Source organism: Mycobacterium sp. 3519A (assembly GCF_900240945.1).
Classification (GTDB): Bacteria; Actinomycetota; Actinomycetes; order Mycobacteriales; family Mycobacteriaceae; genus Mycobacterium.
Genome location: NZ_OESG01000011.1, coordinates 286563 through 307906, shown reverse-complemented (window position 1 = coordinate 307906; position 21344 = coordinate 286563). Strand labels below are relative to the sequence as shown.

The 21344-nt window shown below is 65.1% G+C and carries 14 protein-coding genes; 4 read left to right on the top strand and 10 right to left on the bottom strand.

The features are described 5' to 3' along the window. Nucleotides 1–10: 10 nt before the first annotated feature. The 4 genes from C1A30_RS01640 to C1A30_RS01625 all read right to left on the bottom strand — a co-directional run bounded on the left by C1A30_RS01640 (nucleotide 11) and on the right by C1A30_RS01625 (nucleotide 4246). Nucleotides 11–358: a hypothetical protein gene (locus C1A30_RS01640; RefSeq protein WP_101946528.1), complete on the bottom strand. Its 348-nt coding sequence runs from the start codon at nucleotides 356–358 to the stop codon at nucleotides 11–13. 42 nt (nucleotides 359–400) lie between these two features. After that, nucleotides 401–730, bottom strand: coding sequence for a thioredoxin (trxA, locus tag C1A30_RS01635; RefSeq protein ID WP_101946527.1), 330 nt, complete (start codon nucleotides 728–730; stop codon nucleotides 401–403). Further along, entirely contained in the window at nucleotides 727–1701 is a 975-nt protein-coding gene (locus C1A30_RS01630; RefSeq protein WP_101946526.1) for an NAD(P)/FAD-dependent oxidoreductase, read from the bottom strand. The genes trxA and C1A30_RS01630 overlap by 4 nt, the downstream gene beginning before the upstream one ends. A gap of 163 nt (nucleotides 1702–1864) precedes the next feature. Then, nucleotides 1865–4246: a LuxR C-terminal-related transcriptional regulator gene (locus tag C1A30_RS01625; RefSeq protein WP_101946525.1), complete on the bottom strand. Its 2382-nt coding sequence runs from the start codon at nucleotides 4244–4246 to the stop codon at nucleotides 1865–1867. Between the two features lie 303 nt (nucleotides 4247–4549). Between C1A30_RS01625 and C1A30_RS01620 the strand changes: the two genes are divergently transcribed. Further along, entirely contained in the window at nucleotides 4550–6334 is a 1785-nt protein-coding gene (locus C1A30_RS01620; RefSeq protein WP_101946524.1) for a sigma-54-dependent Fis family transcriptional regulator, read from the top strand. A gap of 61 nt (nucleotides 6335–6395) precedes the next feature. Here C1A30_RS01620 and C1A30_RS01615 read toward each other — a convergent pair whose 3' ends face one another. Beyond that, nucleotides 6396–6608 carry a hypothetical protein gene (locus tag C1A30_RS01615; RefSeq protein ID WP_235009600.1) on the bottom strand — a complete coding sequence of 71 codons (213 nt, stop codon included), beginning with the start codon at nucleotides 6606–6608 and terminating at the stop codon, nucleotides 6396–6398. Nucleotides 6609–6775: 167 nt separating this feature from the next. Here C1A30_RS01615 and C1A30_RS01610 point away from each other — a divergent pair, with 167 nt between their 5' ends. Further along, on the top strand, nucleotides 6776–8542 hold the full coding sequence (locus C1A30_RS01610) for a sigma-54-dependent Fis family transcriptional regulator (protein WP_101946522.1): 1767 nt from the start codon (nucleotides 6776–6778) through the stop codon (nucleotides 8540–8542). A gap of 16 nt (nucleotides 8543–8558) precedes the next feature. Here the strand turns inward: C1A30_RS01610 and C1A30_RS01605 are convergent, their stop codons facing one another. The 5 genes from C1A30_RS01605 to C1A30_RS01580 all read right to left on the bottom strand — a co-directional run bounded on the left by C1A30_RS01605 (nucleotide 8559) and on the right by C1A30_RS01580 (nucleotide 19105). Then, nucleotides 8559–11045, bottom strand: coding sequence for a LuxR C-terminal-related transcriptional regulator (locus C1A30_RS01605; RefSeq protein WP_235009599.1), 2487 nt, complete (start codon nucleotides 11043–11045; stop codon nucleotides 8559–8561). 254 nt (nucleotides 11046–11299) lie between these two features. Then, the gene (locus C1A30_RS01600; protein WP_101946521.1) at nucleotides 11300–14107 is read right to left on the bottom strand and encodes an AAA family ATPase; all 2808 of its coding nucleotides are present in this window, start codon (nucleotides 14105–14107) and stop codon (nucleotides 11300–11302) included. 88 nt (nucleotides 14108–14195) lie between these two features. Beyond that, nucleotides 14196–16937 carry a LuxR family transcriptional regulator gene (locus C1A30_RS01595; RefSeq protein WP_235009598.1) on the bottom strand — a complete coding sequence of 914 codons (2742 nt, stop codon included), beginning with the start codon at nucleotides 16935–16937 and terminating at the stop codon, nucleotides 14196–14198. Between the two features lie 344 nt (nucleotides 16938–17281). Further along, nucleotides 17282–18313 carry an alpha/beta hydrolase gene (locus C1A30_RS01590; protein WP_101946520.1) on the bottom strand — a complete coding sequence of 344 codons (1032 nt, stop codon included), beginning with the start codon at nucleotides 18311–18313 and terminating at the stop codon, nucleotides 17282–17284. A 378-nt stretch (nucleotides 18314–18691) separates the two neighbouring features. Further along, nucleotides 18692–19105: a phosphoenolpyruvate carboxylase gene (locus C1A30_RS01580; protein WP_235009597.1), complete on the bottom strand. Its 414-nt coding sequence runs from the start codon at nucleotides 19103–19105 to the stop codon at nucleotides 18692–18694. 310 nt (nucleotides 19106–19415) lie between these two features. Between C1A30_RS01580 and C1A30_RS01575 the strand changes: the two genes are divergently transcribed. Further along, nucleotides 19416–20534, top strand: a complete 1119-nt coding sequence (locus C1A30_RS01575) for an MFS transporter (RefSeq protein WP_101946627.1) — start codon at nucleotides 19416–19418, stop codon at nucleotides 20532–20534. A 9-nt stretch (nucleotides 20535–20543) separates the two neighbouring features. Continuing rightward, nucleotides 20544–21296: an enoyl-CoA hydratase gene (locus C1A30_RS01570; protein ID WP_101946518.1), complete on the top strand. Its 753-nt coding sequence runs from the start codon at nucleotides 20544–20546 to the stop codon at nucleotides 21294–21296. The last annotated feature ends 48 nt before the right edge of the window (nucleotides 21297–21344 follow it).

The window sequence follows — 21344 nt, the reverse complement described above, 5'->3', positions numbered from 1 at the left end:
CTCCCGGGCGCTATGCAGATTCAGCGGTGTTCGTCACATCGGGGCAGCCATCGTTGATCCATTGTTCAATCGCCCGTATGGAGTCGTCCGGCACCGGGTCGAAACCGACTGGCATGCGGGGAAATTCCGCACCGGGTCCCGAGCCGAACGGCGGCTCGCCTTTCAGAGACAAGATCAAATTCGAGTGCGCCCCGTCACCGGGCACCAGGATCGGATGCCCGAGCAGCTTCGTAGCGACGAACTCGTCCCGAGTGACACCGCGCCAGAAGGCATGATGCGGGGGGCCTACCACGGTTTCTGGACCGTTCACGGCCGCGTCGAGGATGTCGACAACCTCACGAAAGGTGTTGATGCCCATTTGTTTCTCCTTATCGGGTGTGACTGATACCGCGGGGGTTGTTCAGAGATGATCGCTGAGTTCGGTTAGGAGGGCGGACTTTCCGCGTGCGCCGACGAGACGGGCGACCGGGTCGCCTCCCTTGAAGACGATCATGGTAGGAATCGACACCACCTGGTATTGCCGAGCGGTCATGGGATTAGCGTCAACGTCGAGCTTGGCGACGGTGAGGCGACCGCCGTTCTCGGCGGCGATTTCTTCGAGCACTGGCGCCACGGCACGGCAAGGGCCGCACCACTGCGCCCAGAAGTCCACCAGTACCGGCGTGACGCTGTCGAGGACGTCGGCCGCGAATGAGGCGTCGGTGACTGTGATCGGTGCGGGTTGAGTCATACTTGGACGTTGTCCTTTCTGGCGGTGACATTGGTTGGGGCAGACCGTGACTGAGCGAGCCAGCTCTGCACGTCGAGGGCGGCCCGGCAGCCGCTGGCGGCGGCGGTGACGCCTTGGCGGTACCGACGGTCGATCAGGTCGCCTGCGGCGAAAACACCATCGACATGGGTGTGGGTGCACTGGTCTCGGGTTCGCACATAGCCGCGGGCGTCGAGGTCGACCAGTCCGGACAGTGCAGCGGAGTTGGGAGTTTGACCGACGGCCACGAAAACCGCATCGACGTCGAGGTCGCAGACCGTTCGGGCACTGCGCACACGCATCCCGGTGACATGTCCTCGCCCCTTTATTTCGAGCACTTCGGTGCGTTGGAGGACAACGACGTTGGGCTGGGCGCGCAGCCGGGACAGGATGCCGGCCGTTGCGCGCAACCGAGGCCGATGGTGGATGACGGTCACGCGCCGGGCCAGCATCGAGAGAAACAGGGCTTCTTCCATGGCTGCCTCGCCGCCTCCGACTACGGCGACGTCGCGGCCCGCGAACTGGTCACCGTCTCGCTTCGCGCTGGTGCTGACTCCACGGCCACGCAGGTCACGCTCCCCCGGCACATCGAGTGACCGATTCACTGACCCCATCGCGAGGATGAGCGCCGCGGCGTGGAACAGGTCATCGTTGACCGCGACCGACTTGACCTCGCCTTCGAGATCGAAACCGTCGACGTCACCGGCGTGGAATTCGGCACCGAATCGGTGGGCTTGTGCGCGCATGGCGCGGGCGAGGTCAGGACCACCTACCGGGGTGGAAAAACCGGGATAATTGTCCACCCGCCCTGCGGCCATCAGGGCACCACCGGGCCGATGTCCCTCGACGACGAAGGTGTCAAGTCCTGCCCGTGCGGCGTAGATCGCCGCGGCGCAGGCGGCGGTACCTGACCCGACGATGATGACGTCACGAAACCGGTGTGCGTCGTGCATCGAATGAATGCATCGTTTTAGTCCTCTTCGATCCGATCGCCTCGTCGTCCGAAGGCCTGGCCTCCATCAGATTTGCGCCGACTGGGGTGACTGGTCATCACCCTGCGCCCCGTTCACCCGGGTGATTACTGATGGATCGGCTTGATCGATGTGGGCTGACGACTTAGAGCAGGCCAAGGCCGCGTGCGCGCTCGACCGCCGCAGCGCGGTTGTCCACGCCCAGTTTGCGATACAGGGCGCGCTGGTGGCTCTTCACCGTGTTCAGTGAGACGTACAACCGCTCGCCGATCTCGCGGCGCGACAGCCGGGTGGCCATCAGCCGAAGGATCTGCTGTTCCTTGACGGTGAGCTCTTCGACGACCGGGCCACCCTGGCTGCGGGGGCCTACCGCGACGCACTTGCTGCGCCGACGCGACGCGAGCACCGTTTGCGCGATAGCGGCGTCCGCACAATTTCGAAGCAGTGTGCTGGCCTCGCGTCGGCTTGCGGTCGCGGTCCGGTGATCGCCAAGGTCCGCGGCGATGTCGGCTCTGACCGCCAGTGCCTTTGCGAGTTCCAGGATTCCCGCCCCCTTGCGGGCCAACCCGACAGCCAGCTCAGCCGCGTCCGCGGCAGCGGCGCTGTGGCCACGACCATCGAGGAGGATGGCGGCCGCTAACGACACGATCGCGTTGACGAAGTGCTCGCCGCCCGCCAGATATGTACCGACGCCACTTGTTCGGCGAATCTGGTGCTCGGCGTCTGCAAGCTGACCAGATTCGGCAGCGATGAGCGCCAGATACGCCATCGAATAGATGCGGCGGCGCCGATCGCCGATCTTCTCGGCCAACTGCGCGGCATCGCGGAAGGTGGCTTCGGCCTGGTCGATGCTGCCAGAGAAGTACAGCGCCGATCCGTAGATGGTGCACGCCGCCGACCGGGCTTGCTGTGCGTCGGCGAAGTCGAGCGCAATGGCCCGACGCGCCGCCTGCAGTGCGGCGGATACGTCGCCTGTCTTGAACGCGTATACCTCGCGCAAGGCGACCAGTTGCGCGCCGATGCTGCCGTCGTCGACGGTGTCGGCCGCGCACCCGGCTGCCACGACCTGGATCCAGCAGCGGGCGTCATCGAACCTGCCCACGTTCAACGCGATCCAGGCCCGGGCTGCGCTGAGCCGCGCGTCCTTTCGGACGGTCTCCTCGGGAATCGAGTCAAGCCAGCCGGAGACGGTGGACAGCCCCCCGGAGTTGAATTCGTTGGCCCAGTCCGCGGCGATCAGATCAGCGCTCCCCGCGACGTCACCGGCAGCGACCAGGTGACGCACCGCCTCATCGATGAGGCCCTCAGCTTCGAACCAGGCAGCGGCGCGCTGGTGCAGATCGGCGATGAGATCGGATTCGCTGCGCCGCAACTCGGCGCGCAGCAATTCCCCGAACAGATGGTGATACCGATACCAGCGACGCGACATATCCAGTGGCACCACGAACAGGTTCTCGCGCTCAATTGTCGCCAGCACCGACGCCGAACCGGAGGTTTGCAGCACCGCGTCGCAGAGCGGACCGCTGAGTCGACCCAACACCGAAGTGCGTAGCAAGAATCGACGCAGATGCGGTGGCTGACCCTCGAGCACTTCGGCCATCAGGTAGTCGACGATATGGCGGTTGTCACCTGCGAATGTCCTGATGAACGCGGCGGCATCGGTGCGCCCGGCAAGCGAAAAGCCGGCGAGGTACAGGCCTGCGGCCCACCCCTCGGTGCGTCGGTGCAACAACTGAACATCGTCATCGACCAACCCCAGCCCGAGAACATCGTTCAGCAGCTGGCCTGCCTCCTCAACCCCGAAACGCAAATCCTGGCTTCGCATCTCGACGAGATCACCACACGCCCTCAACCGAGCCAACGACAGCATCGGATCCGACCGGGTGGCCAACACGAGATGGAGATTCACCGGCATCCGACTGATGACAAAAGCCAGCTGCTCATGAATCGCCCGATTCACCACCAGGTGGTAGTCATCGAGAATCAGCACCGTCGGGCTGGCGATGGTGTCCAGATCATTCAGCAGCGTAGGCAACACCACCTGCACCGGATCGGCACCCATCGCCAAGAGTTGGACTGCGTGCGCGCCCACCCCGACACCGGCTTTCTGCAAAGCCGCAACCACATACATCCAAAACCACACCGGGTCGTTATCGGAGGCATCAAGCGACAACCAGCCGAATGGTCGGCCGTCGCCCGCACCGAGGGCCCACTGCGCCAACAACGTCGTCTTGCCCCAGCCCGCGGGCGCGCTCAGCAACGTCAACTTGCGGCCGCGCGCGGCCGACAAGGCCTCCAGTAGGGCGGCCCGGCGAACCAGTCGAGCCTCGGTGGCCGGGACGTGCAGCTTGGTGCCTAGCTGAACCGCACGTGCAGCGCCGAGCTCGTCAGGGCCTCGTGCCGTCCTGCCAGACTCGTGTGGGTCGGATCCGTTCGCCAGGATCACCGTGGCCGCGGGCCCGCGCTCAGACCTTCGGCATGGCCTGACGATTTTCTCGTAATCCGCGCTGACACTGTGGCCGCTCATCGCGGTTCTCCTTTTCTGCTGTCGAAGGCGTTGGCTACCTACGACTGATCACAGCGCCGCGCGCGAGCCTCGAGCGTCTCAACATGAAGTGAGTGCGCGTCTCAAAGTGAGACGCCGGCAGGGCCTTCGTCGGTTTGTCTGCATAGAGTCGCCGGCTCGGCGAATTGTCGCTTGCGTCAACCGCCGCGGCCCCCAAAAGGGTTTCAGCAGGCCAGTGCCGCGCGCGTACAGTGAGTGTGGCTCTGGAGATGTCGATGCCTGTCTCGGCTAACCGATAGCGAGCCGGGCCGAGGTAGATGGAGGATGAAGGCGCAGGCGGGCCGAATCAGCGAAGTCGAGCGGGCCAGGGAAAGGTTCCTGACCGTCGGGTCAGTCGACGCGGTGCGCTCCATCGATCACGACATTCTGCAGCCCAGCGTCCTGGACTCCTGGCGTCGGTCCCAGGTCCTGCGCGTTCACCCCGACCGGGTCGAGTTGCCCTATGTCCGCGAACCGGATAGCGGTTCCCGGTTGGTTCGCGCGGCCGCGCCCGTACTGGGGCGCGTCACCGATGATTTGGCCGCGCACGCTGTCAGTGTCGTCCTCACCTCGACCAATGGTGTGGTGCTGCAGCGGAGCGCCGCCCAAGTGTCCATTCTCAACGCGTTGGACGCGATCAGCCTCGCACCGGGCTACAGCCTGGCCGAAGAGGTGGCAGGCACCAACGGGATAGGTACCACACTCGAGACTGGCCGCCCCGCATTCATCCGTGGCGGCGAGCACTACGTAGGGATGTTCACGAGGTTCGCATGCGCAGGGTCGCCGATTCGTGATCCGATAACGCGCAACGTAATCGGCGCCGTCAACCTGAGTTGCCTGGCCGACGAGTCCGACCCACTGTTGTTCGCGCTGGCTACCAGTGTCAGTCGCCACATCGAGGATCGCATGCGGGCGGTGGCCCATGAGGGCGAGACGGCGCTCCTAGCGGCATATTCGCGTCTGGCACAACGGTCTTCCAGCGGCGTCCTTGCCATCGGCGGCGACGCGGTGTTGATGAACCCGTATCTGCGTGGGGCCCTCGGGGGCGATGACCAGACCGCGCTACTCGGACACGCCTCGGATCTGCTCACCTCCACGCTTTCGGGCACTGCGCTGGCGGTGCTCCCGAGCGGACGCATCGCCAAAATCACTGCCGCCGAACGGTCGACGCTGCGCCGCAACCGCACCAACGTCGTATACCGGGTTGACCTTTCCGAGGCGACCAGCTCACGACCTGACCACATCGATCACTCGGCGCACAGCTCCATCCCTGGGCTGGCAGGTCGCAACAGCGCCTGGCTGCGCTGCTGCCAGCAGGTGCAGCAATGCTGCCGCGACCGAAACTGGGTGATGGTCGTGGGCGAGAAAGGTTCTGGCCGAGCACGGTTGGCGCAGGCGGTGGGTCAACATGCGCAACCCGGCCGCTCCGTTCGCGTGATACGCGCCGAAACCGTCCCGAGCAGTGCACATCTTGTCGCCGAGATCGCGGCCGAGTCCGGCGACGACGATTTCGCGCTCGTGCTGGCCAATGTAGACGACATCGAAAAGGACACACTCGAAGCGATCACCTCGATGCTGGCCGCTCGCACCGGAAGGGGATGGATCGCCGCGACCAGCAGTGGCGCCTCTTCCTCGGCACCGATGAAGAAACTGCTGCCGCTGTTTTCCCATACCGTGACGCTGCCGGCGCTGCGACACAGGATTGACGACCTCCCACAACTCGTGCCACCGCTGCTGGCGGATATCACCGGCGGTGCGGATGTGCGACTGGCGCCCGATGCGATGCGCCAACTCAGCAGGCTTCCGTGGCCGGGCAACATCTCGCAGCTGCGACAGGTTCTGACCGAAACCGTTGCCCGCCAACGTTCGGGCATCATCAGCGCCGACAAATTGCCGCCGGAGTGCCGCTCCGTTACCCGGCGCAAGCTGACACCGATGGAAGCCCTGGAGCGAGACGCGATTGTCCGCAGCCTGCAGGACAACGGCGGCAACAAGCTGCAGGCGGCACACGCCCTCGGAATGTCGCGGGCCACCATCTACCGCAAGATGAACGACTACGGCATCACGTAACAGACATCGTTGCCGAGTTCGGTTACCACACAACCGGATTGACCATCTGACAGCCCAGACGTCATGCTGATTCCTGAATCTCCACCGAGAGATAGTCGGCTATGCCGTGTATTGCGGGCCAGTCGCGATCGCGGACCGCTCGGCTGAGCACCTCTACTAGTGGACTGCAGGCGTCCAACTCGGCCAGCCATGCGGCCACCGTGGTCGCGACGTGATCTGCCGGGACGCTCACGGTACGGCCGTGTAAGCGATCGGTCAGCTGATAGATGGTCACTGTCCCATGCCTTCCGCTGAATCCGATGTATTAGCTGACGTGATCAATGACACCGCCGCGGGCGTATGCTGAACGTCTCAATCCGAGGAGGGTTAGCGGTCTCAAACTGAGACACCACGATTAGGTAGCGGCTGCACCGCTCGATCGGAAACGAGGTGCATGGGTCGATGAGCTTGCAGGCTGACATCGACACCGACGTCCGCCGGATTCGGGAACTTTTCTTGTCCGAGGGGGCCCTGGCGGCGACGGCACTGCCCGCAAACGTGCTGGACTCCTGGCGTCGATCCCAGGCCATGCGGGTTCATCCCGACCGGCTCGATTTGCCCTATGTTCGGCAACCGAATACCGACTCACGATTAGCTCATGCCGCGGCGCCTGTGCTGCTGGAGGCCACGCAGGACGTGACGACCGAGGAGATGACGGTCATCCTCACGTCGGCCGACGGTGTGGTGATCGAACGCTCGGCCTCGGAACCGGGCTTGATGAACACGCTGGATTCGGTGAGCCTCGCCCCCGGCTACAGCTACTCCGAGGAGTTTGCCGGCACCAACGGCATCGGCACGGCGCTCGAGACCGGGCGGGCCGTGTTCATTCGCGGCGGTGAGCATTTCGTCGAACCGCTGGGTGAGCTCGCCTGCGCGGGAGCACCGATCCGTGACCCGATAACTCAGCGACTCATCGGCGTCGTAGATCTCACCTGTTGGGCCAGCCAGTCGAATCCGGTGTTGTTGCCGTTGGCCAAGAGCCTGGGCAGCCAGATCGAAGACCGGATGCGAGAGTTGGGCCACGCAAGCGAGATCGCGCTGCTGGAGGTCTATCAGCACCACGCACGCCGCTTCCCGCTCGGTGTGCTGGCAATCGGCGGTGATGTGTTGCTGATGAACCGCTATCTGCGTCAAAAACTCGACACCAATGATCAAATCGCTCTGCTCGAACATGCCTCGGATCTTCTTCACACCACCGCCACGCGGCATCCGCCGACGGTGTTGCCGAGCGGAACGACCGCCGACATCTCGGTCGTCGATCATGCCGAACTCCGCGGCGGCAGGACGAATGTCGTTTTCCACGTGCGACTGTCGCCGGAAGTCACCGCCCGTCATGTCATGACTCGGCAATCGGTCACCCCGCACATTCCGGGCCTGGTCGGGCGGAGCAGTTCATGGCGGCGCAGTTGTGCACAGGTCGAGCGATGTTGCCGAGACCACGAATGGATACTGGTCGAAGGTGAGAAGGGATCCGGAAGAGCCAAGCTGGCACAGGCGGTCGCCCAGTACGTACACCCGGGGAAGACGGTGCGGGTGGTGCGGGCTGAAAACCTCTCGACCCCAGCACTTTTCGTCGCAGAGATGGTGACCCAAACCGACGGTGACGACTTTGCCCTGGTGATCGCCGACGTGGACTGTATCGACCAGGGAACGCTGGCAGCAGTCGTTCCGGTGCTGCAATCGCGGGCAAGTCACGGCTGGATCGCCGCGACGATGAGCCCGTCGACGCCAGCGCCGACGATCGAAGTGCTGCTGCCATCGTTCACCCAGACCGTGACAGTGCCTGCGCTGCGGCACCGGATCGAAGACATCGAGGTACTGGTGCCGTTCCTGTTGCGCGACCTGACCTCCGGCGCTGCTGTGCGCCTCGACGCGGCTGCGATGCGTCAGCTCAGTAAGCTGCCGTGGCCGGGTAACGTCGCGCAACTGCGGAGGGTTCTCGCGGAAACCGTTGCGCTACAACGTACGGGCGTTATCGGTGCCGACAAGCTACCGCCCGAGTGCCGATCGCTCACCAAGCGGATACTCACCCAGATGGAGGCGCTCGAACGAGACGCCATCGTCCGCAGCCTGGCGGAGAACGCCAATAACAAGCTGCAGGCGGCGATAGCCTTGGGGATGTCTCGGGCGACGATCTATCGCAAGATGCGCGATTACGGCATCGCTTGATCCGTCTCGTGCCTCCTCAGAGGAGGCCGAGTTCCCGCGCGCGTTTGACCGCACCAGCGCGGTTCTCCACGGCGAGTTTGCGGTACAGGCCGCGCTGGTGGCTTTTGACCGTGTTTATCGAGACGTACAACCGCTGGCCGATCTCGCGGCGTGACAGCCGGGTAGCCAGCAGCCGAAGTACCTCGTGTTCCTTGGCGGTGAGCTCTTCGACGACGGCGTCGCTCCGGTTTCCAGGACGCACCGCAACGCACGTGCTGCGCGGGGAGGAATTGAGCATCGTTCGCACGATATCGGCGCCGGCGCAACGTCGAATCAGCGTACCGGCCTCGCGTCGGCTCGCCGTCGCGGTTTGGTGATCGCCCAGGTCGTCGGCGATCGCGGCCCTGACTACGAGCGCCTTTGCGAGTTCCAGGATTCCTGCCCCGTTGCGAGCCAGACTGACGGCCTGTTCGGCCGCGTCTGCAGCAGCAGCCCGATGGCCACGCTCATCGAGGATGATGGCCGCGGCAAGTGACACGATCGCGTCGACGAAGTGCTCACCACTCGCCAGATTCGTACCGATGCCGGTTGTTCGGCGAATCTGGTGCTCGGCCTCTGCGAGCTGGCCGGATTCCGCCGCGATGAGCGCCAGATAACCCAACGAATAGATGCCGCGCCGCCGATCCCCAAGCTTCTCCGCCAACTGCGCAGCATGGCGGAAGGCGGCTTGGGCCTCGTCGATGCTGCCGGAGAAGTACAGCGCGGAGCCATAGACGGCGCATGCCGCCGACTGTGCCTGCTGCGCATCCTCGAAATCGAGTGTTTTCGCGCGACAGGCCGCCTCGAGCGCCCCGGTGATGTCGCCTGTTTTGAACGCGTACACCTCGCGCAGGGCGACCAGCTGAGCACCGATGCCGGGATCGGCTGCGGACTCGTTTTCGACCAGCTGGATCCAATCACGCGCGTCGTCGAACCGCCCTACGTTCAACGCGATCCACGCCCGCGCCACGCACAGCCGCGGATCCTGTCGGACAGCCCGCTCCGGGAGCAGGTCAAGCCAGCCCGAGACGGTGGACAGCCCGCCGCTGTTGAGTTCGTTGACCCAGTCCGCAGCGATCAGATCGGCGCTTCTGGCGACGTCACCCGCCACGACCATGTGGCGCACCGCCTCATCGATCAAGCCCTCGCTCTGAAACCATGCCGCAGCGCGCCGATGCAAGGTGTTGGCCAGGTCGGGCTCGCTGCGCTTCAATTCCGCGCGCAGCAACTCGCCGAACAGGTGGTGATACCGATACCAGCGACGCGACGCGTCCAGGGGCACCACGAACAAGTTCTCGCGCTCCACTCTTTCCAGCACCGCCGCCGAACCACAGGTCTGCAATACCTCGTCGCACAACGGACCGCTGAGCCGATCCAACACCGAAGTGCGAAGCAGAAAGTTGCGCAAGTGCGGCGGCTGGCCGTCGAGGACTTCGGTCATCAAATAATCGACGATATGACGGTTGTCACCGGCGAACGTCCTGAGAAACACCACTGCATCGGCACAACCGGCGAGGGAAAGAGCAGCGAGATACAGGCCCGCAGACCACCCTTCAGTGCGCTGGTGCAGAAGTTCGATGTCCGCCTGGGCCAACGCGAGTCCGAGGACATCGTTCAGCAATCGACCGGCCTCGTCGGCACTGAAACGCAAATCATCGCTGCGCATTTCGATCAAATCACCGCAAGCCCTCAACCGCGCCAACGGCAACATCGGATCCGACCGGGTCGCCACCACCACATGAATATTCGCCGGCATCCGGTCGATGACAAAAGCCAACTGCTCGTGAACCGTCGGATTCACCACCAAGTGGTAGTCATCAAGAACCAGCACCGTCGGCTCAGCGAAAGAATCCAAATCGTTCAGCAGGGTAGGCAACACCACCTGCCTTGGGTCAGCACCCATCGCCAACAACTCCACCGCACGAACTCCGATGGCGGGGCTGATCTTCTGCAGCGCAGCCACCACATACATCCAAAACCACACCGGGTCGTTGTCGGAACGATCAAGCGACAACCACGAAAACTGTTGGCGCTCAATGGCGCCGCACGCCCACTGCGCCAACAACGTCGTCTTGCCCCACCCCACAGGCGCACTCACCAACGTCAGCCTTCGGGTCTGCCCCGCCGACAACGCCTCCAACAGCGCCGGCCGCTGAACCAGGTGGGCCCCGACAGCCGGAACATGCAGCTTAGTCCCGAGCAGAACTGCCTGTGCGGCCGCTTCTTCGGCCGCGTCGTTGCTATGCAATGGCGCGGTCCGAAGAATCACGGGCGCTCTACGGCACTGACCATCCGAGCCGTTGCCGAACTCAGATTCCGCCGACAGCTCGACGATGTCGTGTTGACCCGTGTTAACACCATGCCCGCTCACCGTGGTTCTCCTCTTCCTCCATCGATGCGTTAACAGCTGTCTTTGATCACAGCGCCGCGTGCAAACCCTGAGCGTCTCGAGATGAAGTGAGATTCGCGTCTTCGCCGGGCTCAATAGTGTCGGGACACCAACGCGTACCCGCTTACGCCGAACACGACCGGCAACATCAGCAGTATTCCCAACAATGTGCTCATGATCGATTCCTCTGTGACCGTTGCTCTCCGGGGGCCGCCCGAGCTGAGCGGTTACGGCGATCAAAGGCTCAGTAACGACGTTGACAGGCGGACACGGCCTTCGCCATCGACCAGCGGGCGATCTTTAGCAGCGGATCGGTGTAGGACTAGCGGCTTCAACTATTGACCGGCTGGTCAATCGGATGGGGGCCGGACGAACTGCACGAGTTCGGCGCGAGACGCGATGCCGAGCTTGGCGAAGGCATTATGCAGATGCGTTTTCACCGTGTGAGGCGATAACTTCAGTCGCTCGGCCACGGAGCGGTTGGTTGCGCCTTCTGCGATCAACTGGACGACCGTCAGTTCCGAATCGGTGAGGCTGTCCCAGCCCGTTTTGGGCCGCCGTTGGACGACGCGCCGTTCCACACCCAACTGCCGCAACTCACGTGCCACCCGGCGCGCATCGGCGACCGCACCGCACTCGAGGTAGGTGTCGAAAGCTGCGTTGAGCCGATCAACCGCCTCGTCAGCGCGATCGATGCGCGCGAGTTCAACGCCAGCATCCTCGGCGGCACCGGCGTAGAGAAGCGGACGCGCCGTCGATTCCAGTAACCCCGCGGCGGCTACCAACGACTGCGCGTCTCGTTCGAGTATCGCGCGGGCGCAGGTGGCAACCCCAGAGAACAGCTGCGCCCGTGGCTGCTCGCGCTCAAGCGCCTCGGTGGCCTGCAGCACCCGTGCCCGCAGGCCGGCATCACCGGCGGCCGAGGCCACCCGCGCACCTAGGATCACAAGATTCAGAACCTCCGGCGTCAGTGGTGTCGCGAGCAGGGAGATATCGCCAAGCCAACGCATCGCGTCGTCCAGATCGTGGCGGTGCCACGCCGTCAGCGCGAGAACGTGCGCGGCTGCCCGACGTACTGTAGATCCGCCGGTCGGGTAGGCGTTGCGCGCGTCATTGACCATTCGTTGCAACAAGTTTCGGTCGCCCGTGTGCACGGCCACTTCGGCCAGAAGCGCCATGCGAATCATGTCGAGGTCGGTCCCGCCCGTCCGCGCTTCGCCCTGCGGCGATTCCACGACGGCGCGCGCCGATGACAACCGGCCTGCCGCCAGATGGACCCATGCGTCGATGTCGCCCCAGATATCGAGTGCCATCGCGTTGTGTTCCCTGCGTGCTTGCTCTTTTCCGTAGGCGATCTGAGCCGCTGCCTCGTCGAGTCGCCCCACTACCGCCAGCAAGTTCGCATAATGCGCCGCCAGCAAGTCATGAGCAGCCGTCGGATCGCTTGCGCGATCGAGCGCGCGGGCCTTCTCGAGACGACGTAGGGCGCGGTCCGCATACCCGTCCGCGCAGTCCAGACAAGCGAGTGTCACATCGGCCACGATCGTCGACTCGAGATCACCGGTTGATGCTGCTGCCGCAGCGGCCTCGTTTGCCGCCCTATGGTGCAATCGACTTTGGTCGTACAGCAGGTTGTAGGCCAGCAACGCGAGATGTCGTGCTCGAGTGACCTCGCTGATGCCGCCCAACTGCAGTGCACGACGGTTCTCCTCTACCCGCCGCTGAACACTGTGCATGTTGATCGTTGGGACCCGGAGACGGATCTCCGCCTCCTCTTCGGGCGTCGCCGCCTCTGAAAGGGCCGCAACGGCTATGTCCTCGGACTCGCGATAGCGGCTGGCGCGGTTGAGCAATTCCACGGTTTCTGCAACCAGTGACCCGTGCTCAGCGTCATCTGCGGACAGCAGTTCCAGTGCGCGCTTGCTCAAGTCCGCCGCCGCACTGGCGTCGCTGTGGCCAACCGATTGTGCGGCCTGGCGAAGCGCGTCGATCGCCTGCCTGTCCCCTGGCTCGGCGCTGCGCGCGAGTTGGGCGGCGACCTCGGCCGGAGCTACGCCCATTCGCAGCATGACCGAGGCCGACTGGCGCTCCATCGCCCGCCGCAGTGACTGGGGCAGGGACTGGCGGGTGGCCTCGCGCAGCAAGTCATGACGAAACTTCAGCCGCTGACCGTCTTCGACAAGAAGATCCGCGCGCACCGCCTCCTCCACCGCTGACAGCAAGGACGCCGGCGACCGATCGAGCATCGCGGCCAGCAACCCGGCCGAAAACCGGTCGGGGAGCACAGCCGCTACCCGCACTATCGACGACGCTTCGCCGGAAAGCAGATCTAGTCGCTGGTGCATTGTTGCGCCCAGACGCCGTGGCAACTCGTGCCCGGTGACCGTCGCACGGCCCTCGGACAAGGTGAGCCGCCCTTCCTCCTCCAGCCCGCCTATCAGTTCGCTGATCAAAAAAGGATTTCCGTACGCCTTCGCGGTCAGTTCCAAGAGCCGGGTATCCGCCCGCGCACGCACCGCGTCGCAGACCATGTCGGCGACTGCATCGGATGCCATAGCCGCCAATCGCAAGAACGTCGCATTCGCGCGCTGCAGCGCCGACAACGTCTCCTGCACCGCAGGCCCACCAGCCCCGGTGCGGGCGGTCAACACCCACAACACCTGCGCGTCCGAGCGCACCCTTGCGAGCGACCGCAGCGCCATCAGGGTCCCGTTATCCGCCCAGTGAATGTCCTCCAACACAATCACCATCGGCGTGTGCGCGGCGGCTGCACGGATTGCGTCGGCCAGATCGTGCACCACCCAATAACGCAGATCCTCCGAGCCGCCCAACCCGCGCAACGCCTCGGCGTCACCTACAGGGGGATCGGCGTTGAGCGTCGCCATGAACAACGCGAAAAACGGCACCGTCTGCTGATACTCGAACGCCTCACCGAACAGCGCCCGCACACCGGCCTTCCCAGCGAGCGCCAGGACCTCGGTCAACAACCGGCTCTTCCCAATACCCGGCGGCCCCTCGATCACCAATACGCCCCCGCGCCCCTGAGCCACCGCAGCAACCAGCGCACCGACCACCTCGAGCTCGTGCGCTCGTCCACGAATCGGCGGAGTGACCAGACGCTGGCCGCCGATGTCGTAGAGACCGGTTGGAGGCCCCATCGGGTGTCCCGTCTACCGTTGATCGAACTGCCGTTCTAGCGCACGCCATTCTAGGCCTGCACGAGTCACCCGCTGGATTTGCTGAGGTTTAGTCAGCGCCGCGCATGAGCTGTCTCAACTGGCCGCGGGAAGTGACGCCGAGCTTGGCGAACGCATTGTGCAGGTGGGTTTTCACCGTATGGGCGGAGAGGTGCAGCCGCTGTGCGACCTCACGGTTGGTCGCCCCTTCTGCGATGAGATTGACGACCGTCAGTTCAGAATCGGTGAGGCTGTCCCAGCCTGTTTTCGCTCGCGGTTGTGCGACGATGCGCCGGCCCACGCCCAATCTGCGCAGCCTCCGGCCCACCCTGCGGGCATCGGCGACCGCCCCGCACTCGATGTAGGTGTCGAACGCCGCATTGAGCTGGTCAAGCCCCTCAGCGTCGCGCTCCGCGCGATTCAACTCCTCGCCGGCATCCTCGGCTGCACTGGCGTAAAGAAGCGGTCGCGAGGACGTGCGAAGCATGTCCGCAACGGCCACCAAAGCCTCGGCATCACGCTCGAGAATCGCGCGGGCGTATCCGGCCACCGCCGCCAACAGCGGCGCCGGTGGCTGCTCGCGCTCAAGCACCTCGGTGGCCTGTAAGACCCGTGCACGCAAACCGGCATCGCCGGCGGCCGAGGCCACCCGGGCGCCCAAGATCAGCCGAACCAGTGCATGGGGAAAAAGGGGTGTTCCCAACAGGTTGATGTCGCCGAGCCAACGCGCTGCTTCATGAATGTCGTTGCGATACCACGCCGCTCGCGTCAGCACATACGCGCATGCTCGACGTTGGCCGGGTGAACCGATGGAGTGGGCATCGCGTGCGTCATTCGCCGTCTGCTGCAACAAGTTTCGGTCATCGGTGTGCGCCGCGACCTCGGCGAGGGTCAGCATTCGATGCACATCCTGCTCGGTCGCGCCTGTCGGCTGTGGGGGCGGCAGCGATTCAGCGGCTTCGCGAGCAGCCGCCAGCCGGCCTGCAGCGAGGTGGACCCACCCGCTGTAGACAGCCCAGGTAGCGAGGGCCAACGAGTTGCGTTCCCGGCGGGCCTGCCCAATGCCTTCGGCGACCCTCGCGGTCGCGTCGTCCAATCGGCCGACGACAGCCAGCAGGCCTGCGTGGAACATCCCGACGTAGGCATGCGCCAACGCCGTCTCATTGGTGTAGGCGAGTTGGCGAAGCTGTTCGAAACGGCCTATTGCGCGGAGCGCGTATCCCTCACCGGAATCGAGCAAAGCGTGGGTGGCCCCGGCCACGATAGTGGCTTCGAGATCACCGGTGGCTGCCGCAGCGGCGGTAGCTTCGTCGGCCGCGGTGCGCCATTGCCCACTCCTGTCTTCCAACACCAGGTTGTAGGCCAACCACGCCAGATGCCGCGCCCGAGTGACTTCGCTGATGCCGCTCAACTGCAGCGCTCGGCGGCTCTCCGCTACCCGCCACTGGGTGGTGTGCTTGGTATGCGTCTGAAGGCGGAGGCGGATCTCGGCCTCGGCTTCAGGTAGGGCCGCCTGCCCGAGCGCCACGGCACCAAGCTCTTGCGCCTCGCCATAGCGACTGGCCCGATTGAGCCACTCCACTGTTTCAGCGACGAGTGACCCGTAATCACCATGGTCGGCAGGCATCAATTGCAGTGCTCGCTTGGTCAGGTCCGCTGCTCCACCGGCATCACTGTGGCCCAACGATTGGGCGGCTTGGCGCAACGCATCCACCGCTTCCATATCTCCTGGCTCTGCGCTACGAGCCAGCTGGGTAGCCACCTCGGCGGGGGCCGCGCCCATCCCCAACATCACCGAGGCCGACTGCCGTTCCATCGCACGGCGCAGCGATTGCGGCAACGACTGCCGGGTGGCCTCACGCAACAGGTCATGCCGAAACCTCAAATGGTCCCCGTCTTCGATGAGCAGATCCGCACGCACCGCCTCCTCCAGCGCCGACAGCAACGACACCGGCTGACGGTCGAGCATCGCCGCCAACAGCCCAGCCGAGAACCGGTCCGGCAGCACCGCAGCTACCCGCACGACCTCTGACGCCGCACCGGAAAGCAGGTCCAGTCGCTGATGCATCGTGGCACCCAAACGCCGCGGTAACTGGTCTCCCGTGACCATCGCCCGGCCGTCAGACAGATTGAGCCGGCCCTCCTCGCCGAGCCCCCCGACGAGTTCGCTGACCAGAAACGGGTTTCCGTGCGCCTTGGCGGCCAGGTTCAACAGCGACGCATCCGCTTTCGCGCGCACCACGTCGCTCACCATGTCGGCGACCGCGTCCGGCGTCATGGCCTCCAATCGCAAGAATGTGGCATTCGCGCGTTGCAGCACCGACAACGTCTCCTGCACCGCAGGCCCACCTGCCCCGGTGCGGGCGGTCAACACCCACAACACCTGCGCGTCCGAGCGCACGCTGGCGAGCGACCGCAGAGCCATCAGGGTTCCGTTGTCTGCCCAGTGAATGTCCTCCAACACAATCACCAAGGGGGTTTGCGCAGCCGCCTCACGAATCGCATCCGCCAGATCGTGCACCACCCAATAACGCAGATCCTCCGAGCCGCCCAACCTGCGCAACGCCTCGGCGTCACCTACAGGGGGATCGGCGTTGAGCGTCGCCATGAACAACGCGAAAAACGGCACCGTCTGCTGATACTCGAACGCCTCACCGAACAGCGCCCGCACACCGGCCTTCCCAGCGAGCGCCAGGACCTCGGTCAACAACCGGCTCTTCCCAATACCCGGCGGGCCGTCGATGACCAGTACACCACCGCGGCCCTGAGCCACCGCAGCAACCAGTTCTCCGATCGCCTCGAGCTCGTGCACCCGCCCACGAATCGGCGGAATGTGAACCTGTCCTGATGCCTTGGCTACGCCCACACCGACCGCCGCCCACCAGGGTGTATCCAGCGGGCGGACGGCTTCCAAGTGGTGTTGTCCACGATTTTTTTGGCCTCCGCTGAGGCTGGCAATCAGTCTAGGCGCGCTTCCATTCCCGCGTCCTGCTGTTATTGCTGCTCATCTGATGCGCGGCACGAATCCAGCCCTCGAGGTTTCCAAGCCACGCCCTTGTCGCGGGGAGGCTCGCCGTGGGCGAATTCCCTGCCGATGGCACCGCCGCCGATGTTCACGATCGATTCGGGCAGATCAGGTTGAGCACTGCCCTTGGTTCATCCGGTCGCTTGCCGGATGTAGCGACCGATCTGGCGCATTGAGCGGGTTGCTTCCGGGATCATCGGCGCGGCGAGCTGGAATACGTGCACCTGGCCTGGCCATATCTGCACTTCGACAGGCACGCCGACGGCGGCAAGTCGTTGGGCGGCGAGCTGCGCATCATGCAGCAGTACCTCGGAGCCGGAGACATGAATCAACGTAGGCGGCAATCCGGGGCCGATGTTTTCGAGTGGTTCGTACAGCGGGGCGGAACCACTCGCACGTGTGATCAGACGTTGGAAGGCGTCGAATGCTCGGGGCGGAAACATCGCATCCGAGGCGGTGTTCGGATGGGCGGTCTTGGCTCGTCCGGCCAGGTGCAGCAGCGGTGACATGGCCACCAGCGCTGCGGGCCGCTCGCCGCACTCAAGGAGGCGTTGCGCTAGCGCGAATCCCAGGTAGCCGCCTGCAGAATCGCCGGCCAGCACGATCTGGTCGGGTTCATAGCCCGTCTCGCGCAGCCGCCGGTAGCCGTCGTGGCAGTCGTCGACGGCGTCGCGGACAGAATGTTTTGGGACCTTGCGATAGTCGGGTACCAGTACCGGGCTGTCGGCAAAGCTGGACAACGTGCTTACCAGTCGACCGTGCGAGTAGGGGCCGCCGGTGAGGAACGCCCCGCCGTGGAGATAGAGCACGACTCGGCGGAGGCCGTCGGCTGGGAGCACTCCGTTGGCGCGGACGAGTTGCGCGGTGCAATGCGCGAGCTGGATGCGCTCGCGCACCGTGCCCGGTGTCGGCGAGATGGTTCGTGCGGCGAACTCGACGACGCCCCACGGCCAGGGTGCCGAGGGCAGATAGCTGCCCGCGCTCAAAGTGGGTCGAATCATCAGGCGGGCGCTCAGCCACGCGATACGCCCCGCCGTGCTGGGGTTGTCGTGGACGACCTCGACGATCCTGCCTGCGCCAACCGCATGTCGTCGAGGCTTTCGCGCACTGGCTCCCCTCAGGTTTGGGCGCGGCGATCGTGACTGTGCTGCGGGCATGCTCATGTCAGGCTGTGAACGGCGCGCATGCCTGGCAGCAGCGTGCGTCCTGTCGATCGCCGAATTTCGTTGAGCCACACCGTTTCTGACGTGTACCTCCGCACAATTGGCACTGTGATTCTGCTGCGGTCGCAGCCTGCTGTTGGCTGCGTTTCCGAATGGCCGCTTGTCCCCGTCTCATCGCGGCGCGGTAGCGCCTGGGCAACTGGTGCTGTCGCCTGGCGTCGTCGTAGTCCACGTACGCGATCAGGGCGGCCAGGAGCGAGGACCCCGCACAGATGCCGGCGGCGACGCCGAAGTGGATCAGTTGACCGCCGATCAACATCAGGCCCGCGTAAGCTCCGGCCATCACAGCCACGACGAGGAAGACGATGCGTAGGCGGGTCATGGCGTCAGTCCGTTGGACCCGATCGGGCGCACAGTGAACACGCTGGGCAGGTATTGGGTGAGACGTCCGCAGGTGCTGCACGACGGCCGGGTCCCGGATCGGGACGCCGTCTCACGTTTGTCCCCCACGTAAGTCGCCATCGCCCCTTGCAAAGCCGTCAGGCAGGATTGGCACAGGATCTCAATGAGGTCACCGCTCGGGCTCAACCCTTGCTGCTCGCATCCGTCGATCGGGTGAATTTCCGCGACGGCCACCGCCGGTGCGCCACATGCAATTCCAGTCGACACCCGCTGGGCGCTGCAGACGGGCTTCAGCGTTTTGAGTTGATCCTCAATCGCCGGGACATTGCCCATGGCTGCATCTGCGTTCGGTTGCGTCGAGCGCCAGGCGAGGGCGGCAGCCTTCCGCATCCGATGCAGAATCGCGGGCGATCGTCGACATTGACGGTGCTTCATCTGGTTTCTCCACTTGCGGTGATGGCGTTCCACGGCGGTCAGCGCAGCCGGCGCTTACCGATCTGGCCATCTGCTGAGCAGCCTCTACCGACGCGGGATGAATGGTCATCACCCGATGACCCGATTCACCCGGGTGACCGACCTGACCCGCTTGGTGTCAACCGCCGTGTCCGTTTTCCGCCAGCACTGTGGTGTGCGCGTTCCTAGCGTCGACGCCATGCACGTCACTCACACGCCGGTTTTGTCGTCCCCTGTCGTATGGTTCATGTCGGTTGCGGCCGCCCTGGGCACGGCCAGTAGCTACCCGCTGCAACCCGCGATCGCGGACGTCGCCGCATCGACACACGCCTCGCTTGCGACGATCGGAGTCGCGTTGGCGTGCGGCCCGCTCGGCTACCTCGTCGGGCTCGGCTTGCTGGTTCCGCTGGTCGACCGGTTCTCGCCAAGGCGCGTGCTGTCAACGCAATTCGGTGCGCTCGGTGTGGCGTTGGGCGTCAACGCGGCCGTCGGCACACCGTGGCTGCTCGGCCTGGTCGTCGCCGTGATCGGCGCCGGATCGTCGGTGGGTGCGCAGTTGAGTTCGGTCGCTGGGCGCTTCGCCCTGCCGGCGCGACGCGCCACCATTCTGGGGATCGTCACCGCGGGCATTTCCGCCGGGATCCTCGCCGGCCGGATGGTCGGTGGCTGGCTGAACGACGAAATCGGCTGGCGTGGAACAGTTCTTGTGCTCGCGGTCGCGTGCGCGGTCGTCGCGCTTGCCGCCCACTCCCTGTTGCCAACGGCACCGGGAGTGGTTCATTCCGGTTATCTGGCCACGCTGCGCGGGCTGCCTGCGCTGTACATGCGCGCACCGCTTCTACTGGCGGCCGGCCGTGGAACATTGTGGTTCTTCGCGTTTTGCGCGGTGTGGTCAGGGCTGGCGGTGGCGCTGTCGCAGCCCCCGTACTCGTACTCGTCGCAGCGCATCGGCGGGTACGCGCTGGCGGGACTGCTTGGCATCGTCGCCACCAGGGTGGCCGGGGCGTGGACGGACAGAGTGGGGGCACGAAGGGTGTTGATGGTCGGGCTCGCGCTCGCGCTGGCCGCGACGGCGGCGCTGGGAACTTACCTGTCCAACACCGCCATCACGTTGGTGTGCCTCGGCCTGTTCGACGCGGGCCTGTTCGCGGCGCAGGTCGCCAACCAGAGCACCGTGCTCGCGATCGACCCGGCCGCACCGGCCCGGTACAACAGCGCCTACATGCTCGTCTACTTCGTTGGCGGCACGCTCGGCACTGCGTTCGGGGCGGCCGCGGTCGACTGGTTGGGTTGGCAGGCAACCACCGGCGTTGCCGCAGGCGCCATCGTTGTCGCGATGATGATCACCGCCGCGAACCGGCACTAGGCTGACCCCGTGTCCGATCCAGTTCTGGTCCAAGTCGACGACCACGTCGCCCTCGTCACCGTCAACGACCCCGAGCGCCGCAACGCCGTCACCGCGGAGATCTCGGCCGCCCTGCGTGCAGCGGTTGACGCCGCCGAGGCCAACCCCGACGTGCACGCCCTGATCGTCACGGGTGCGGGCAAGGCGTTCTGCGCCGGCGCGGACCTGACCGCACTCGGCGCCGCCACCGAGGACGGCCTGCGAACCATCTACGACGGTTTTCTCGCGGTGGCCAACTGCGCATTGCCGACCATCGCAGCAGTCAACGGCGCGGCGGTCGGCGCCGGACTGAACCTGGCCCTGGCCGCTGATGTCCGAATCGCCGGTCCCGCAGCACTTTTCGATCCACGCTTTCAGAAGCTGGGCATCCATCCCGGCGGCGGTGCCACCTGGATGCTGCAGCGCGCGGTCGGCCCGCAGGTAGCGCGCGCCTCCCTGCTGTTCGGGATGCGGTTCGATGCCGAGGCGGCGGTGCGCTACGGGCTTGCATTGCAGATCGCCGATGATCCGGTGGCGGCCGCGCGTGAACTCGCCGCCGGACCGGCCGCCGCGCCCCGCGACGTGGTCCTGGCCACCAAGGCGTCGATGCGCGCGACCGCCAACCCGGGCGTCGTCGACACCGATCAACATCGCATCGCGGTGGACACCGAACTGGGACCGCAAGCCACTTCGATCACGTCGCCCGAATTCGCCGAGAGGTTGGCCGCCGCGCGGCGAAAATGACCCCACCGTCAATCCAGGCGCATACGCTGCAATGGTCGGGGTCAGCAA

Excerpts from the sequence above, each read along its gene's own strand:
- C1A30_RS01640 (WP_101946528.1), bottom strand. The coding sequence starts at position 358 with ATGGGCATCAACACCTTTCGTGAGGTTGTCGACATCCTCGACGCGGCC.
- trxA (WP_101946527.1), bottom strand. The coding sequence starts at position 730 with ATGACTCAACCCGCACCGATCACAGTCACCGACGCCTCATTCGCGGCC.
- C1A30_RS01630 (WP_101946526.1), bottom strand. The coding sequence starts at position 1,701 with ATGCACGACGCACACCGGTTTCGTGACGTCATCATCGTCGGGTCAGGT.
- C1A30_RS01625 (WP_101946525.1), bottom strand. The coding sequence starts at position 4,246 with ATGAGCGGCCACAGTGTCAGCGCGGATTACGAGAAAATCGTCAGGCCA.
- C1A30_RS01620 (WP_101946524.1), top strand. The coding sequence starts at position 4,550 with ATGAAGGCGCAGGCGGGCCGAATCAGCGAAGTCGAGCGGGCCAGGGAA.
- C1A30_RS01610 (WP_101946522.1), top strand. The coding sequence starts at position 6,776 with ATGAGCTTGCAGGCTGACATCGACACCGACGTCCGCCGGATTCGGGAA.
- C1A30_RS01600 (WP_101946521.1), bottom strand. The coding sequence starts at position 14,107 with ATGGGGCCTCCAACCGGTCTCTACGACATCGGCGGCCAGCGTCTGGTC.
- C1A30_RS01590 (WP_101946520.1), bottom strand. The coding sequence starts at position 18,313 with ATGAGCATGCCCGCAGCACAGTCACGATCGCCGCGCCCAAACCTGAGG.
- C1A30_RS01580 (WP_235009597.1), bottom strand. The coding sequence starts at position 19,105 with ATGCGGAAGGCTGCCGCCCTCGCCTGGCGCTCGACGCAACCGAACGCA.
- C1A30_RS01575 (WP_101946627.1), top strand. The coding sequence starts at position 19,416 with ATGTCGGTTGCGGCCGCCCTGGGCACGGCCAGTAGCTACCCGCTGCAA.